Origin of the sequence: Exiguobacterium sp. s149 (assembly GCF_018618395.1) — a bacterium.
GTDB lineage: Bacteria > Bacillota > Bacilli > Exiguobacteriales > Exiguobacteriaceae > Exiguobacterium > Exiguobacterium chiriqhucha.
Genome location: NZ_JACSLZ010000002.1, coordinates 106,303 through 121,023, shown reverse-complemented (window position 1 = coordinate 121,023; position 14,721 = coordinate 106,303). Strand labels below are relative to the sequence as shown.

The 14,721-nt window shown below is 52.6% G+C and carries 15 protein-coding genes; 8 read left to right on the top strand and 7 right to left on the bottom strand.

Going from position 1 to position 14,721, the window contains the following annotated elements:
• Nucleotides 1-77: 77 nt before the first annotated feature.
• On the top strand, nucleotides 78-875 hold the full coding sequence (locus KNP81_RS03800; RefSeq protein WP_029596296.1) for a glucose 1-dehydrogenase: 798 nt from the start codon (nucleotides 78-80) through the stop codon (nucleotides 873-875).
• A gap of 42 nt (nucleotides 876-917) precedes the next feature.
• Here the strand turns inward: KNP81_RS03800 and KNP81_RS03795 are convergent, their stop codons facing one another.
• Nucleotides 918-2,873, bottom strand: coding sequence for a HAMP domain-containing sensor histidine kinase (locus KNP81_RS03795; protein WP_214715110.1), 1,956 nt, complete (start codon nucleotides 2,871-2,873; stop codon nucleotides 918-920).
• A 191-nt stretch (nucleotides 2,874-3,064) separates the two neighbouring features.
• On the opposite strand from KNP81_RS03795, the gene KNP81_RS03790 reads away from it, so the two are divergent.
• A complete protein-coding gene (locus KNP81_RS03790; RefSeq protein WP_214718515.1) occupies nucleotides 3,065-3,385 on the top strand; it encodes a PadR family transcriptional regulator in 321 nt (106 codons plus the stop codon).
• Nucleotides 3,382-4,407 carry a DUF4097 family beta strand repeat-containing protein gene (locus tag KNP81_RS03785; RefSeq protein ID WP_214718514.1) on the top strand — a complete coding sequence of 342 codons (1,026 nt, stop codon included), beginning with the start codon at nucleotides 3,382-3,384 and terminating at the stop codon, nucleotides 4,405-4,407. Before KNP81_RS03790 ends, KNP81_RS03785 begins: the two co-directional genes overlap by 4 nt.
• Nucleotides 4,408-4,455: 48 nt before the next feature.
• On the opposite strand, the gene KNP81_RS03780 is transcribed toward KNP81_RS03785, so the two are convergent.
• The 4 genes from KNP81_RS03780 to KNP81_RS03765 form a co-directional block, all read right to left on the bottom strand.
• Nucleotides 4,456-5,151: a LutC/YkgG family protein gene (locus KNP81_RS03780; RefSeq protein WP_214718513.1), complete on the bottom strand. Its 696-nt coding sequence runs from the start codon at nucleotides 5,149-5,151 to the stop codon at nucleotides 4,456-4,458.
• Entirely contained in the window at nucleotides 5,148-6,551 is a 1,404-nt protein-coding gene (locus KNP81_RS03775; RefSeq protein ID WP_380082842.1) for a LutB/LldF family L-lactate oxidation iron-sulfur protein, read from the bottom strand. Before KNP81_RS03775 ends, KNP81_RS03780 begins: the two co-directional genes overlap by 4 nt.
• Nucleotides 6,552-6,553: 2 nt before the next feature.
• Complete coding sequence (locus KNP81_RS03770) at nucleotides 6,554-7,291, bottom strand: (Fe-S)-binding protein (RefSeq protein ID WP_214715103.1); 738 nt, start codon at nucleotides 7,289-7,291, stop codon at nucleotides 6,554-6,556.
• Nucleotides 7,292-7,529: 238 nt separating this feature from the next.
• The gene (locus KNP81_RS03765; protein WP_214715101.1) at nucleotides 7,530-8,819 is read right to left on the bottom strand and encodes an NCS2 family permease; all 1,290 of its coding nucleotides are present in this window, start codon (nucleotides 8,817-8,819) and stop codon (nucleotides 7,530-7,532) included.
• A gap of 236 nt (nucleotides 8,820-9,055) precedes the next feature.
• Between KNP81_RS03765 and KNP81_RS03760 the strand changes: the two genes are divergently transcribed.
• The 5 genes from KNP81_RS03760 (at nucleotide 9,056) to KNP81_RS03740 (ending at nucleotide 11,867) form a co-directional block, all read left to right on the top strand.
• Complete coding sequence (locus KNP81_RS03760) at nucleotides 9,056-9,289, top strand: hypothetical protein (RefSeq protein ID WP_214715099.1); 234 nt, start codon at nucleotides 9,056-9,058, stop codon at nucleotides 9,287-9,289.
• A gap of 11 nt (nucleotides 9,290-9,300) precedes the next feature.
• Nucleotides 9,301-10,260 carry a LacI family DNA-binding transcriptional regulator gene (locus KNP81_RS03755; protein WP_214715097.1) on the top strand — a complete coding sequence of 320 codons (960 nt, stop codon included), beginning with the start codon at nucleotides 9,301-9,303 and terminating at the stop codon, nucleotides 10,258-10,260.
• A gap of 67 nt (nucleotides 10,261-10,327) precedes the next feature.
• On the top strand, nucleotides 10,328-10,609 hold the full coding sequence (locus KNP81_RS03750) for a HesB/YadR/YfhF family protein (protein WP_214718512.1): 282 nt from the start codon (nucleotides 10,328-10,330) through the stop codon (nucleotides 10,607-10,609).
• A gap of 94 nt (nucleotides 10,610-10,703) precedes the next feature.
• Complete coding sequence (locus tag KNP81_RS03745) at nucleotides 10,704-10,841, top strand: hypothetical protein (protein WP_214715087.1); 138 nt, start codon at nucleotides 10,704-10,706, stop codon at nucleotides 10,839-10,841.
• A gap of 96 nt (nucleotides 10,842-10,937) precedes the next feature.
• Entirely contained in the window at nucleotides 10,938-11,867 is a 930-nt protein-coding gene (locus KNP81_RS03740) for a manganese-dependent inorganic pyrophosphatase (RefSeq protein WP_214718511.1), read from the top strand.
• Between the two features lie 143 nt (nucleotides 11,868-12,010).
• Here the strand turns inward: KNP81_RS03740 and KNP81_RS03735 are convergent, their stop codons facing one another.
• Together KNP81_RS03735 and KNP81_RS03730 are read right to left on the bottom strand one after the other, a co-directional pair.
• A complete protein-coding gene (locus tag KNP81_RS03735) occupies nucleotides 12,011-13,129 on the bottom strand; it encodes a DUF418 domain-containing protein (protein WP_214718509.1) in 1,119 nt (372 codons plus the stop codon).
• 21 nt (nucleotides 13,130-13,150) lie between these two features.
• Nucleotides 13,151-14,704, bottom strand: a complete 1,554-nt coding sequence (locus KNP81_RS03730) for an ABC-F family ATP-binding cassette domain-containing protein (RefSeq protein WP_021068083.1) — start codon at nucleotides 14,702-14,704, stop codon at nucleotides 13,151-13,153.
• Nucleotides 14,705-14,721 lie beyond the last annotated feature (17 nt).

Sequence of the window (14,721 nt, the reverse complement as noted above, 5' to 3'; positions counted from 1 at the left end):
AAAAAACAGGCGGAAAGGTTTCGACAAGAGGGGAATGAGGGAACTACAAATCGAGAAGAGATGAAGGAGGAATTGATATGGCTAACTATCCAGAACTAAAAGGAAAAGTCGCGGTCATCACCGGGAGTTCGAAAGGACTCGGGCGCGCCATCGCGGAACGATATGCGAAGGAAGGGGTTCATGTCGTCTTGAATTATCGTAGCAGCGAGGACGAGATGAACAAAGTCATTGAAGGCATCGAGGCTGCTGGCGGGAAAGCGGTCGCGGTCAAAGGGGACGTCGCCGAAGAGGGTCTCGCCGAGAAGATGATTGAAACGGCCGTATCGGAGTTCGGGAAGATGGACATTTTCGTCAACAATGCCGGCGTACAGGTCGAGGCGAAGACGCACGAGATGGAGCTCGATAACTGGAAGAAAATCATCGATACGAATTTGACGGGAACGTTCCTCGGTGTACGTGCCGCCCTCAAATACTTTGTCGACCATGAGATTCAAGGGAACATCATCAACATGTCATCGGTGCACGAAGTGATTCCACGTCCAGGCTATACGCATTATGCGGCGAGTAAAGGTGGCGTGAAGATGTTCACGAAATCGGTCGCCCTCGAGTACGCACCGAACAAAATTCGTGTCAATGGCATCGCACCAGGCGCCATCGACACACCAATCAATGAAGAGACGATGCAAGACCCTGAAGAGAAGAAAGGGCTCGAGGCGCTCATCCCGACTCATGAGATTGGTCGTCCGGAACAGATTGCGGCCGTTGCGGCATGGCTTGCTTCAGACGAGTCATCATACGTCACCGGCGCGACGATTTTCGCGGACGGAGGCTTGTCGCTCTATCCATCATTCGGTCCTGAAAATAAAGTGCAATGATAAAAGGGAGGCTCCGCGTCAAGCGGCGTCTCCCTTTGTCTATTAACTGCTTAGTTGATCTTCCGCCGCGTATTTCGGCAAGATGATGGTGAATGTCGAGCCGTGGCCGACGCTCGAATCGACGCGAATCGTTCCGCCGTGTCCTTCGGCAATTTCTTTACAGATGGCGAGGCCGAGGCCCGTGCCACCGATTTTACGACTGGCCGAGTTGTCGACGCGATAAAACTTGTCGAACAGTTTCGGTAGCGCCGACGTCGGAATGCCGATGCCGGTGTCCTGAATCGAAATCTCGATGACATCGGACTTGTCATTCGTGACACAGACGGCGACTTTTCCACCTTCTGGTGAATATTTGATCGCGTTGTGGAGCAAGTTCGTGAACAGTTGACTCAAGCGATCTCGATCACCGTATACATATAGATTCGTATCACATTCGAGGTCGAGCTGATGATGTTCACTCGCACCTTGATGGATGGCGATCGTTTCTTTTAAAATCGTATGCAAGCTCTCGGGTCGGCTATGGTACGTCTGTTTTCCGGACTCCATCCGTTGCACATCGAGCAGGTTGGAAATCAAGTCTTCGAGACGGAGCGTCTCTTGGTGAATCATCCCTAAATATTGATCGATGCGCTCCGCGGGCATCGTCCGATAGCGAAGCAGCTCGGTGAAACCGATGATGCTCGTGAGCGGTGTGCGCAGTTCGTGCGACACGGTCGACACGAGTTCCGTTTTCAAACGGTCGACCTCGGTCTCTTGTGTCACGTCCCGGAAGACGAGCATCGTGCCGTGACGGGTGCCGCGCAAGTGGATTTTCTCCGCATACATCTGAATGAAGCGTTCTTCTTGATTCATCGAGAACGTCACACTTTCTTCCATGCTCTCGCCATCAAACGCGCGGCGCATGAATGAGAAGAACGAGTCTTTCTGATCGACTTGGAAACCAAGTTCTTCTAAATCGGCATCCAAACGATACAAGTCCATCTCGTTCCGTTTCGTGGCGGCTTGATTGAACATGATGAAGAGGGCCTGGTTGGCGAACTTCTCATGTGTCGTATGCTCGACATAAATGACCGCATCACGAATCGAGTGCAGGAGGCGCGCCGTCTTCTCGCGTTCTTCCTCGACTTGGTTGCGTTGTGTCGCGAGCGAAGAGGCCATTTGACGGAATGAGTTCGTCAATTGTCCGACCTCGTTTCGTGAAGATACGGCCGCTGGAATCGGAATGATGCGTTCATCCGCCAATCGTTCACTGTTGACGATCAACTCTTGAAGTTGACCGGTTAATCGTTTCACGTAAGGACGAGCAACGATAAAGAGGACGAGCAACACGGCGAGGAGGGAGAGGAGCCAGAGCACTTGCGCCCACTTTGTATGAGTGGCGAGTTGTTCTCGCAACTGATTCTCTTCTTCATTCAACGAGTTGCGGTATTCGGTGAACACCGTCTCCATATCGACGATGCTCGCACTCATGTCAGCTGCACTTTTTGAGTTGATTTTAAATTTGCGGTCGGCAGGCGGTTCCGCTTGCGGTGTCACTTTACCGAGCGTCGGCATTTTCAAAAACGGTTCTGTGACCGTCCCTTCGCGTTTGGCGATGACATATCGCTCTAGACTCGGCATGACGCGTTGTTGATAGGCCGAGAATAGCGTCCGTGCGTCGCTTGCATACGTCTTCTCTTTTTCAGTGACCGCGTTCGTCTCGAACCATGCGGTCTGAATCTCAATTAAGTCTTGTTTTTCTTTCACGCGGGCGAGCATCGCATCGTCGCCGAGGATGACATACCCGCGCATTTCATATTGCATCGACTGCCACGTCTCGAATAGTTCAGTCGCGTTCGTGCGACGTTCACTAATGTTCTCGAGCGATGACGTCGTTTGTTCGATTCGGTTTTCCGTATACATGTACACGGCGAGTGAGGTAAGGAGGATCAGTCCGATGAATAAATAGAAGACGAATAAAAACTGTCTTCCGATCCGCTGGTCAATCCATGCTTTCATAAAGACCGTTCCTTCCTGGAACTGCGTACGTTCCTACTGTGACAAATATCCTGCGAGTGTCGTTCCTTCATTGTACAGATTTGAACCAGTTGTTTCCACCAATCAAGAAATAAGCGGAAATTTAACTATTATCTATTGAATAATAGTGGATGATAAGCTATTGTTTAATATATAGTAGAGGAGGCGAAGAAATGAACCCTCAGTTCAAGAAAGGCGTACTCAATTTATGTGTGCTCGCGCTCGTCGAGACGCATGACCGCTACGGGTATGAGCTCGTGCAAGCCATCTCGGTAAAAGTCGCCATCTCGGAAGGGGCCGTCTATCCGCTCCTGCGGCGACTCACCTCGGACGGGTACTTCACAACGTACTTAAAGGAGTCGGCAGAAGGACCACCGCGAAAGTATTACACGATCACAGAACAGGGGAAAGCTCATTTGGCAGAACTACGTGCGGAATGGGAAGCGTTCACGACCGGTGTCAACGAATTGATTGAAGGGGGAACGGACAAATGATAGAAGAACAATATTTATTGGAACTCGAACGGTTACTGATGGGAATGAGCGTCATCGAGCGGGTCGACATTTTACGGGATGTGTCGGAATACTTTGCGAGTGGACGAATCGACGGGAAGACAGATGCGGCGATGATTGAGGAACTCGGGGCGCCAAGCGCGCTCGCGAGCGAGTTGCTTGGTTCGGTCGATCCATCGCCTGACGTACGAAAAGAACCGGCCGTTGTCAAAAGCCAGAACGTGGCGTTTCGCAACGTCTCGATTAACGTCCTGCAAGCACACGTCCAAGTCGTGCCGTCTCATGACGGCTTTGCCTACGCCACGCTCGAGACGGAACGGGACCACGGGGTGACGATGGAGATCGTTGGGGACACCCTGGAGATTCGAATCGAATCAGAGCGCCGGTTCGGTCTGTCGAACTTGTTCGCCTGGGCAGTGACAAAGGCACCGGTGTTACACGTCGAGCTACCACGCCATGCGTATGAGCAAGTCGTCTTGAAAAATCGTCTCGGCTCCTGTGACGTGCGCAATCTCGAGGCCGCATCGGTCGAAGTTGAGAGTGAGAACGGGAGCATCACGGGCCATACTGTTAGCGCCAAGCGAGGCTCGTTCCGCTCTTCGAACGGGAAAGTCAGTCTCACGTCGATGACAGGGCAGGACCTTGACGCGCAATCGTCGAACGGACGCGTGGAAGTGCTTGGCTCGACTGTGGATCGTCTCGATGTTCAGTCGTCGAACGGCCGTCTCGATATCTATGACGTGACAGGGGCAGTCGAGGCGAAGACATCGAACGGACGCATCGACTGTGTCATCGATGTGCTCGAGCATCCGGTCCGTCTGAAAACGAACAACGGACGCATCGATGTGCGTTTGAAGCGAGATCCGCGTGACGCCGTCATCCGGGCCAAGACGAGAAACGGCAAAGTCGAACTGTTCGGGGATCGGGCGAACGAGCGGACGTTCGGGGACGGGACGGTCGAACTCAAACTGACGAGCTCCAACGGGAGCATCACCGTCGAATAAGCATGAAAAAGACTCGCGCGTGAGCTATTCACGCGCGAGTCTTTTTGTTTACAGATCGTGGACGAGCAAGTAGGCGACACGGACTGGTCCGTGCACCCCGACAATCAAATTCATCTCGATATCGGCCGAGTTCGATGGACCTGAGATGAAGTTGACTCCGTTCGGCGAGTTGAGATCACCGGAGCGGTCGAGGTCGGCCAATTGTTTGGCCGCCTGCGTCATCCGCGGGACAAGTACCGATTTCGGGATGATGGCGATATGGTCGCGCGGCAATAGGCTGATTGTACGTGACTTGCCGGGTGCTGCGTATTGAACGATGGTTGCACTCTCGGCGAGGGCCTGGTCGGCAATCGTGATGCCGATATCGGCTTTTATGGCGAGGGCACGGCTGTCTTCCGGGCGCTCCACATCCCACCAGTCAAACGATTCGCTCGTGTTTGGGGCCCACGCCTGAATCCGGTCGTCATGTTCAGCGATGATGGCCTTCCCTTCATACCGATCAATTAACAGACGGAGCGTATCATCGAGGTTGGCCGACTCGCATTCGACGACGTCGGTGTGGATGCGTGTCGCGACCATCCGGAACGTTTCGAGCAGTTCCTCGTCGGACGCATCTTTCAACACCTCGTCTTGCGGTCGGTGCTTATACACTCGTTTCGGCGGCGTCAAATCGACGTCACGTCCGAGTTGCCCTGCGATTCGTTTTAGAAAATCCTCGCGATTGGTGATTGTGCCTGGATTCATTCTGCATTCCCCCGTTTCTTGAACCAATCCCGCACCGTCTGCTTGGCGGGTTGTGGTAAGTCTTTCGAATCCGTCCACGCCGGTAACCCTTTGTCGATTTGTCCCGCTTTCGTGAACGGGGACGATGCGAACGGCGCGATGTGTTCGGCCGCTTCAAATAAGAACGGACTCGAGGATGTGACGGCGAAGCCTTTCATGGCGATGCGCTCGACGAACGGTGATTGTCTCTTCTCCTCGACGATGACCCGACGATGCTCAATCAACAGCTCGTGAAGCGGGATTTTGACCGGACAGGCTTCCGTACAGGCACCGCATAGGCTCGAGGCGTATGGCAATTCTTTATAATTCTCGTATCCGTCGAGGAGCGGGGCGAGTACGGCACCGATCGGGCCCGGATAAATTGAGCCGTAGGCGTGACCACCGATATGGCGGTAGACTGGGCAGACATTAATACAGGCCGCACAGCGGATGCATTGGAGCACAGATTGGAACTGTGTGCCGAGGATACCAGAGCGTTTGTTGTCGACGATGACGAGATGGAACTCCTCTGGTCCGTCGACTTCGCCGTGACCGCGCGTGCCAGCGAACGTCGTGATGTACGAGGTGAGTCGTTGACCGACGGCGCTCCGACATAGCATATTGACGAGCACCTCGAACTCCTCATACGACGGTACGATCCGCTCCATCCCCATGACCGAGATGACGGTGTCCGGAAGCGACGTCACCATGCGGCCGTTGCCTTCGTTCGTGACGAGACCGACGGCACCGCTCTCGGCGATGGCGAAGTTACAGCCGGTGATGCCGACCTCCGCTTTCAAAAAGTCTTTCCGGAGCTCTCGACGGGCGTACCGGCCGAGTTCGGTCGGGTCGTTCGTCCCTTCGTAGCCGTGCGCCGTAAACGTCTCATGGACGGCGTTCCGGTCTTTATGGAGGGCCGGGGCGACGATATGCGATGGCGGGTCGTTGTCGAGCTGCAGAATCCATTCCCCGAGATCGGACTCGACGACCGTGCATCCTTCCTCGTGGAGCGCCTCGTTCAGCCCGATTTCCTCGGTCACCATTGATTTTGATTTGACGACATGCTTGGCGTTCTTGGCGCGGACGACTTCCCGGATGTACCGGTTCGCTTCTTCCGGCGTCTCGGCGAAGAAGACGTTGCCGCCTCGTTTGGAAATATTCTCGCTCAGTTGATATAAGTAATAGTCGAGATGCTCGAGCACGTGTTGGCGAATCTCTTCCGAGTGGTCCCGAAACGCTTCCCAATCCCCAAGCTCACCTGCCGCGTTCAATCTTCCGTCGCGCAGACGGTTCTGTGCCGAACTGACGGCTTGACGCATGAACGGGTTATCAATCCCGTCCTTGCGTCGCTCCTGAAACTTCTCATCTAACCGAATCCCCATGCTCATGCTTGTTTCACCCCTTCGTTCAACACTTCCGCGATATGCATCACTTTGATCGGATGGCCTTGTTTATGGAGGCGTCCCCCGATGTTCATCAGACACGAGGCGTCCGCCCCGATGAGCACCTCGGCCCCGGAGTTCAAGATGGATTCGACCTTCTCATCGACCATCTGCACCGAGACGTCCGGCATCTTGACGGAGAACGTTCCCCCGAAGCCGCAACAGTTGTGGACGTTCTCGAGTGGGAGCATCGTCAAGCCGTCGACATTTTTAAGCAGCTGACCCGGTGCCGCCTCGATGCCGAGCAAGCGCGTCATATGGCACGAGGCGTGGTACGTCGCCTTGGCCGGGAACTTGGCCCCGACGTCCGTCACTTCGAGCACGTCGACGATGAACTGCGTCAACTCGAACGTCTTCGCCGCATGGGCCTCGGCCCGCATCTTCCAGGCGAGGTCGTCTTTGAACAAGTGCGGATAGTCGCGCATCATCATGACACAAGAGCCGGACGGGCCGACGATATAATCGGCATCAGCCTTCTCGAACGTCTCGATCATATGCTTCGCAATCTTCTTCGTCTCTTCATGGTAGCCGCTGTTATAGGCGGGCTGCCCGCAACACGTCTGCTCAAACGGGAAACTGACGTCACAACCTAGATGTTCTAATAGTTCGACCGTCGCTTGTCCTACCGATGGGAACAACGTATCAGAGAGACAAGTGACGAACAGTGCCACTTTAGGCATGTCCATTCCTTCTTTCCGGTTCATAGTTTAATTCGTAAACGGTTTCACGGTTATTATTCCATAATAAATAGACACAAAACAGAAAAATGGAACGAATCTCTCAAATAAATGTCAAATCCTTACTAATTGAGAACTAAATGATAATGAATCGAGATTCAGGATAGAACTGATATACGACAGTGTTCCCGTGCTCGATAACAGAAAAACCCCCGTCGGTCGACGAGGGCACGAATCTAACTTATAAGAAGAACATTTCCAAAATGAACAGTGCGCCGAACAAGTAGATGAGCGGGTGGACCGTCTCTTTGTTCATCGCTTTGAAGATTGGGTACAGGATGAATCCGAAGGCAATCCCGCGTTCGATACTGCCCGAGAGCGGCATGATGAGAATCGTCATGAACGCCGGGAAGTATTCGCTGAAGTCCGTCCAATCGATATAGCGGACGTTCGTCAACATGAGTGCTCCGACGATGATGAGCGCCGGCGCCGTGATGGCGGCTACACCAGAGATGGCACCAATGAGCGGGCTGAAGAACAACGTCAGTCCGAACAAACCGGCTACGACCGCTGTCGTGAGACCGGTCCGTCCGCCTTGAGCGACACCGGCAGCTGACTCAATGTAGGCCGTCGACGGGCTCGTCCCGACGAGCGAGCCACCCATTGTCGCGAGCGAGTCGGCGAACAAGGCGCGGTGACCGTTCTCAATCGTCCCATCCTCTTTCAACAGGTTGGCCTGTTTTCCGACTCCGACGAGTGTTCCCGTCGTATCGAATAACGTGACGAGGAAGAATGACAAGACGGCACCGAACAAGCCGTATTGGATGACGTCTGAGAACGCCGTGACCGGGTTGACCATCAGTCCTTCCGGCAATGTCGGCATCGCCGTCACGCCTTCAATCTTCAAGAGACCCATGAAAAAGGCGGCAATTCCGGTAAGTACCATCCCGATGAGGAGTGAGCCCGGCACGTTCCGCGAGAACAAGAGCGCCGAGACGATCAAACCACCGAGGACGAGCAAGACACTCGGTGATGACAAGTCCCCGAGACGGACAAGGTTCGCCTCATCCGCAACGATGAGACCTGACAACTTCAATCCGAGCGAGGCGATGAACAACCCGATACCGGTCGTGATGGCATGCTTGAGCGACGCCGGAATGGCTTGAATCAGTTTCGTCCGAATCGGTGACAGCGACAAAATCAAGAAGAAGACCGATGAGACGAAGACGACGCCGAGCGCGGCTGACGGAGCAATTTGTTGCTGAGCGACGAGCGTATACGCGAAGAATGCGTTCAGTCCCATCCCTGGTGCGACAGCAATCGGGAGATTGGCATAGAATGCCATGAGTCCAGTACCGATCAAGATGGCGATGATGGTCGCCGTGAACGCCTGTGCGAACGGGATACCGGCGTCTGACAGAATCGCCGGGTTGACGACGGAGATGTATGCCATCGTCACGAACGTTGTGATGCCGGCCATCACTTCTTGTTTAACGTTCGTTCCATGTTGTTTCAATTGAAAAAAATTCATGAATAAAACTCCCTATCATTAGTAATCTCCGAACAATAATGTTCGTCAATCTTCGAATTAACGTTATCAACTTGATGACTATACAAAATGAGCAGGCTGTCGTCAATGATTTTGAGTGAAAATACCTAAATTATTCTCATGTAAGCGCTGAATGTTCGGAAATAGACAAAATAAAAATAGTACTTGCTCTGAAACGCGTTTCAGACTGTACGGTTAAGTCAAAGGAGGGAAAGAACATGAATCCGACAACTTGGAAGACATGGTGTAGTGGGATCGTCTACGAACTCGTCATCAATCAGTTGTATACGCCGCTCGGAAGAATGTTGTGCGCCCGTTTCCAAGACGAGTTTCTTCATCTACCCGTCGAAGAACGGTTTCGTCTCGTCCAAGCGATCCGGAAACAAGTGATTGCGAAAGGTGACAGTCAGGAGGCAGAGTGGGTACACTATATGCAAAGACTGACAAATTGAGGTGAGACAGGATGGCGAACATTCGAGATATCGCAAAATATGCGGACGTATCCGTGACGACGGTGTCGCGCGTGCTCAATGAGCACCCATACGTGTCGAAAGAGAAGCGTGAACGGGTGCGACGGGCGATGGCCGAGCTCGGCTATTTACGGAATCAGCAGGCGCTGACGTTATCGACCGGTCGCACACAGCGTTTCGTCGTCGTGTTGCCGTATTTAGATCATCCGTATTATGGACTGTTCGTCAACGGGCTCGCGAAAGCTGCCCTCCAAAGAGATTACCGACTCGTCATGTGGCAGACAGAATATCAACTCGACCAAGAGCGGCAAGCGCTTGATTTATTGAAGCACCGTGAAGTCGATGGGGCGATTTTGTTATCCCATACGATGTCATTCGATGAGATGGAAACGTATCGACAGTTTGGTCCGATCACGGTCGCGACCGTCGGGGCGCCGCAGACGATTTCTTCGGTCCACGTCGATCATTACACCGCGTTCGTCGCCGGTTTGCGCGTGTTGATGCAAGCCGGATATAACGAGATCGGCATCGTGTTGTCACGACAAGACAGTCCAAGCTCAATCGCGCGTCAGCAGGCGTACTTCGATGAAGTCGAACTTGCGCGTGAGCGATGGGTCTGGACCGGCTACTTGACGAGTGAGGACGGAATCGGACTGGCCGATGCGTTTCTGCGTCAACAAGAGCGTCCTCGAGCGCTCTTTTTCTCGTCCGATTATGTGGCGCTCGGTTTTTTAGGGGAATTACGCCGTCGCGGTGTCAGCATCCCCGATGAAGTCGCCATCCTGGGCTTCGATGGTCATCCGATCGGTCAGGCATTCGGTCTGTCGACGATGCACTCGCCAAATGAAGACATCGGCCGGACGCTGTTCGACGTGACGTTTGATGAAATGAACGGTGCAGCTTCGGTCACAAACAGTTTAACGGTCACGTATTTGCCGGGGACGACACTCTAGGCAACTTCCTCGCTCGTCTTTTCTGAAACGATTAGAATGGAAACAGAAGTCGAGAGGAGGATGACAGATGAAGATTAACGTGACAGAAGAAGCACTCCAATTTTTTAAAGATGAGATGGAGGTCGAGGCTGGCCAGACGGTGCGTTTATTCGCTAAATATGGGGGTTCGACCGATTTGACGCACGGTTTCTCAGTGGGGGTCATCACAGAAGATGTCGACAACGCGGCGGTCGAAACGGAAGCGGACGGGATTCGCTTCGTCGTGGCTGAACAGGATGAATGGTTGTTCCAAGGACAAGACGTCAACGTCGAGATTCGAGGCGACGAGGTCGTATTCGTTCAAGCGTGACATCACAGTTTGTTAACAGAAAGAATACATCCGTTTGAAGCCATCCAGCTCGGGGAAGAGTCTACGACATGACAAAACCGAAAGGATGAGACAGATGTCAGAACAAGATAAAAAGCGTGAACAAGAAGAACAAGAGAAGTTGAAACGAGACCAACCGGATATTTCGCACGAAGAAGATTCAAAAGGGGATCATTCGGACCTCGAAAAGACGGACGAAGACGAACAAGCGTAAAGAGCCCCTAGTGGCTCTTTTTGTTTGGGAATTGAAAGAATGAGTATAGACGTTATAATGGATAAGGGAAAACTATCATAGTGAGGAGAATGTATGATGAGTACAGTACTAGTCTTTGGACATAAAAATCCAGACACAGATACGATTTGCTCGGCGCTCGCTTACGCGGAGCTCAAGAAAAAGTTAGGGATGGACGCCGAGGCGATCCGCCTCGGTGAAGTGAACGGGGAGACGCAATATGCGCTCGACCACTTCCGCGTCAAAGCACCACGCCTCGTGGAACGCGTCTCGGACGAAGTGAACTCGGTCATCTTGGTCGACCATAACGAGTTCCAACAAAGCGCGGAAGACATCGAGGACGTACGCATCCTCGAAGTCGTCGATCACCACCGTATCGCCAACTTCCAAACAGCAGATGCCCTCTACTATCGGGCGGAGCCTGTCGGATGCACGGCGACGATTTTGCTCAAACTCTATAAAGAGCACGGTGTCGAAATCGCGCCTGACATGGCAGGATTGATGCTATCGGCGATCATCTCGGACTCGCTCTTGTTCAAGTCACCGACATGCACGGACGAGGACATCAAAGCGGCAAAAGAACTCGCAGCTATCTCTGGTACAGATATCGAGACATACGGTCTCGAGATGTTGAAAGCCGGAGCGGACCTTAGCCAAAAGACGATCCCAGAACTCATCTCGCTCGACGCGAAAGAGTTTGCGATGGGCGACTACCGCATCGAGATTGCTCAAGTGAACACGGTCGACGCGAACGATGTATTGAGCCGTAAAGCTGAAGTCGAAGCGGCAATGGCCGTGAAGATATTAGACAAAGAACTCGATTTGTTTGTCTTCGCCATCACGAACATCTTGACGAACGATTCAGAAGCACTCGTTGTCGGTAAGAAGACTGACCTATTCGAGCAGGCGTTCAACGTCAAATTGGTCGATGGCCTTGCGACACTCCCTGGTGTCGTCTCACGTAAAAAACAAATTGTGCCTGTGTTGACTGCTGCAGCCACAAACTAAGAAATGCATGGACGTCCTGTCGATCGACTGGGCGTTCATTTTTTGTTTTATAACGAACAAGGCTCGAAGCGTCTGCTTCGAGCCTTGTTCGCATATATATTGTCAGGATTTCGTAATCACGAACAGCATGAACCGGCGTCCCTCTAGTTGGATTGTCTTCCATATGTTCCGATGCGCCATAACTTCTCGAACGGACCATATCGATGCGATTTGAGCCACCACATCGAGAAGAACGCTTGGGCAATCAAAATTGCGATGCTTAAGAACAATCCTTCCGTCAACGACAGACGACCGTAGTAGCCGAGGGCGATGACCGGCAGGACGACGACGAGCGTGTGCGTCAAATAGTTCGTCAGCGCCATACGGCCGAGCGCCTGCAGTGGACGGAATGCGCGCCCGTTACGGACGGCAATCGTAAAGAGACAGACGTACGTCGTCGCGAGCAGTTTCCCAGAGACGAGGACAGCCGCAGAGTTCGTCGCCGAATATTCGGCACCGCTACCGTAGTGATGCCAAATAATGACTGCGAAGAACGGAAGGGCCGCTATCGTACAGATGATGGCCGTCCGTGTCAATCCTCGGATGCTCCACGTGAGGAGTTTCCGTTCCCGTCCGATATAAAGTCCGAACAAGAACAGGCTTAGAATTTCAACCCCGACAAAAAATGAGTTTTGGAACATGTCAAAAATCTCTTCGTCTAAGCGATAGTCGAACCATGGGCCGAATCCAGAATTAAAGATTGCCGGGAAAGGATCACCACTAAACCTAAATCCGAGCGATAATTCTAAGTACATGGATGAGACATAGAAGAGTAAAAAGCTCCCAATCAACAAACTCCATGCCCATGTCAAAATCGCCCGGTTGCTTAATCCATAAAACAGTGGGAGCAACAAGCCCCACATCGCGTACGTATGTAAGATGTCACCCGACCAAATGGCCAGGTGAACGAGTCCGAATAGAAACAAAATCGCGATACGGCGGATATAACGGGCGACCGAGTCCCCGCGCGCATATGAGCGCTCGAGAAAAATCGAGAAGCCGATTCCGAACAAGAGCGAGAAAATCGTGTAAAACTTCGTCTGGACGAACAAATCGAATAGCGTCCGAACGAGTAAATCGCTCCCCGCATAGTCGGCGCGACCGGAAATCCAGTCGCTTCCGAGCATTGTGGGGATGTTGACGAGAAAGATGCCGCATAGGGCAAACCCTCGAATGATGTCATATAGAACGATACGTTCGTTTACTTGAATCGGGCCAGCCATACGCCACTTCCTCTACACGGATTAGAATACTTTTGTCGTCCACGATTCGCAGTTCCAGACGTCGGTGACGATGTCTTGATAGAACTCTGGTTCGTGACTGATGAGTAGGATACTGCCTTTATATTCTTTCAACGCACGTTTCAACTCTTCCTTCGCGTCGACGTCCAAGTGGTTCGTCGGCTCATCGAGGAGGAGCAAGTTCGATTCGTTGTTTTGGAGCTTACAGAGACGGACCTTCGCCTTCTCTCCACCACTGAGGACCGCGATTTTACTCTCGATATGCTTCGTCATGAGACCGCATTTCGCGAGCATGGCACGGACTTGTTGCTGGTTGAGTGATGGGAACTCGCTCCAAATCTCTTCGATACATGTGTTGTTGCTGACGGCCGCTTCTTGTTCGAAGTACCCAATCTCCAAGAACTCACCGCGTTCGACGGTTCCTTCAAGCGGGTTGATCATGCCAAGAAGGCTCTTCAACAGCGTTGTTTTCCCGATCCCGTTCGCACCGACGAGGGCAATCTTCTGACCGCGCTCCATTTGGAGGTCGAGTGGTCGTGAGAGCGGCTCATCATAACCGATGACGAGATTTTTGGCGTCAAAGATGAGACGACCTGACGTGCGTGCCTGCAAGAACCGGAACTCTGGTTTTGGACGTTCCGCACTCAGTTCGATGACGTCCATCTTATCGAGTTTTTTCTGGCGCGACATCGCCATGTTCCGTGTCGACACACGTGCCTTGTTGCGGGCGACGAAGTCTTTCAAGTCGGCGATTTCTGCCTGCTGGCGTTTATAAGCCGATTCAAGCTGCGAGCGTTTCATCTCGTACACTTCCATGAACTTGTCGTAGTCCCCGACATAGCGTGACAAGTCTTGGTTCTCCATATGGTAAACCAAGTTGATGACGCTGTTTAAGAACGGGATATCGTGCGAAATCAAGATGAAGGCGTTGTCGTAGTTCTGGAGATAACGCTTCAACCACTCGATGTGGGCCTCGTCCAAATAGTTGGTCGGCTCATCGAGGAGAAGGATGTCCGGCTTCTCGAGAAGCAATTTCGCGAGCAATACTTTCGTCCGCTGACCACCTGAGAGGTCCGTGACGTCACGGTCGAGTCCGACATCTAAAATACCGAGACCGCGTGCAACTTCTTCGACTTTCGCGTCGATGATATAGAAGTCGTTCGAATCGAGCATTTCCTGCAGTTCGCCGACTTCGGCGAGCATGTCGTCCATCTGTTCAGGTGTCGCATCGCCCATTTCCATATAGAGCTCACCGATTCGTGTTTCGGTGTCAATCAAGTATTGGAACGCGCTCTTTAACACGTCCCGAATCGTCATCCCACGTTCGAGGACAGCGTGCTGGTCAAGGTAACCGACACGGACGTTTTTCGCCCATTCGATTTTGCCTTCGTCCGGCTGGAGCTTACGCGTGATGATGTTCATGAACGTAGATTTTCCTTCACCGTTCGCTCCGATGAGGCCGATGTGTTCGCCTTTCAATAGACGGAAAGACACGTCATTTAAAATGGCGCGATCACCGAAACCGTGGCTCAAGTTTTGTACTGTTAATATACTCATATTTCTTATTCGTTCCC

What these genes read in the sequence shown, in the direction of transcription:
- KNP81_RS03775 (WP_380082842.1), bottom strand. Translation starts at nt 6,551, where the DNA reads ATGGGGATTCGGTTAGATGAGAAGTTTCAGGAGCGACGCAAGGACGGG.
- KNP81_RS03730 (WP_021068083.1), bottom strand. Translation starts at nt 14,704, where the DNA reads ATGAGTATATTAACAGTACAAAACTTGAGCCACGGTTTCGGTGATCGC.
- KNP81_RS03800 (WP_029596296.1), top strand. Translation starts at nt 78, where the DNA reads ATGGCTAACTATCCAGAACTAAAAGGAAAAGTCGCGGTCATCACCGGG.
- KNP81_RS03745 (WP_214715087.1), top strand. Translation starts at nt 10,704, where the DNA reads ATGTCAGAACAAGATAAAAAGCGTGAACAAGAAGAACAAGAGAAGTTG.
- KNP81_RS03735 (WP_214718509.1), bottom strand. Translation starts at nt 13,129, where the DNA reads ATGGCTGGCCCGATTCAAGTAAACGAACGTATCGTTCTATATGACATC.
- KNP81_RS03755 (WP_214715097.1), top strand. Translation starts at nt 9,301, where the DNA reads ATGGCGAACATTCGAGATATCGCAAAATATGCGGACGTATCCGTGACG.
- KNP81_RS03765 (WP_214715101.1), bottom strand. Translation starts at nt 8,819, where the DNA reads ATGAATTTTTTTCAATTGAAACAACATGGAACGAACGTTAAACAAGAA.
- KNP81_RS03750 (WP_214718512.1), top strand. Translation starts at nt 10,328, where the DNA reads ATGAAGATTAACGTGACAGAAGAAGCACTCCAATTTTTTAAAGATGAG.
- KNP81_RS03785 (WP_214718514.1), top strand. Translation starts at nt 3,382, where the DNA reads ATGATAGAAGAACAATATTTATTGGAACTCGAACGGTTACTGATGGGA.
- KNP81_RS03790 (WP_214718515.1), top strand. Translation starts at nt 3,065, where the DNA reads ATGAACCCTCAGTTCAAGAAAGGCGTACTCAATTTATGTGTGCTCGCG.
- KNP81_RS03795 (WP_214715110.1), bottom strand. Translation starts at nt 2,873, where the DNA reads ATGAAAGCATGGATTGACCAGCGGATCGGAAGACAGTTTTTATTCGTC.
- KNP81_RS03760 (WP_214715099.1), top strand. Translation starts at nt 9,056, where the DNA reads ATGAATCCGACAACTTGGAAGACATGGTGTAGTGGGATCGTCTACGAA.
- KNP81_RS03780 (WP_214718513.1), bottom strand. Translation starts at nt 5,151, where the DNA reads ATGAATCCAGGCACAATCACCAATCGCGAGGATTTTCTAAAACGAATC.
- KNP81_RS03770 (WP_214715103.1), bottom strand. Translation starts at nt 7,291, where the DNA reads ATGCCTAAAGTGGCACTGTTCGTCACTTGTCTCTCTGATACGTTGTTC.
- KNP81_RS03740 (WP_214718511.1), top strand. Translation starts at nt 10,938, where the DNA reads ATGAGTACAGTACTAGTCTTTGGACATAAAAATCCAGACACAGATACG.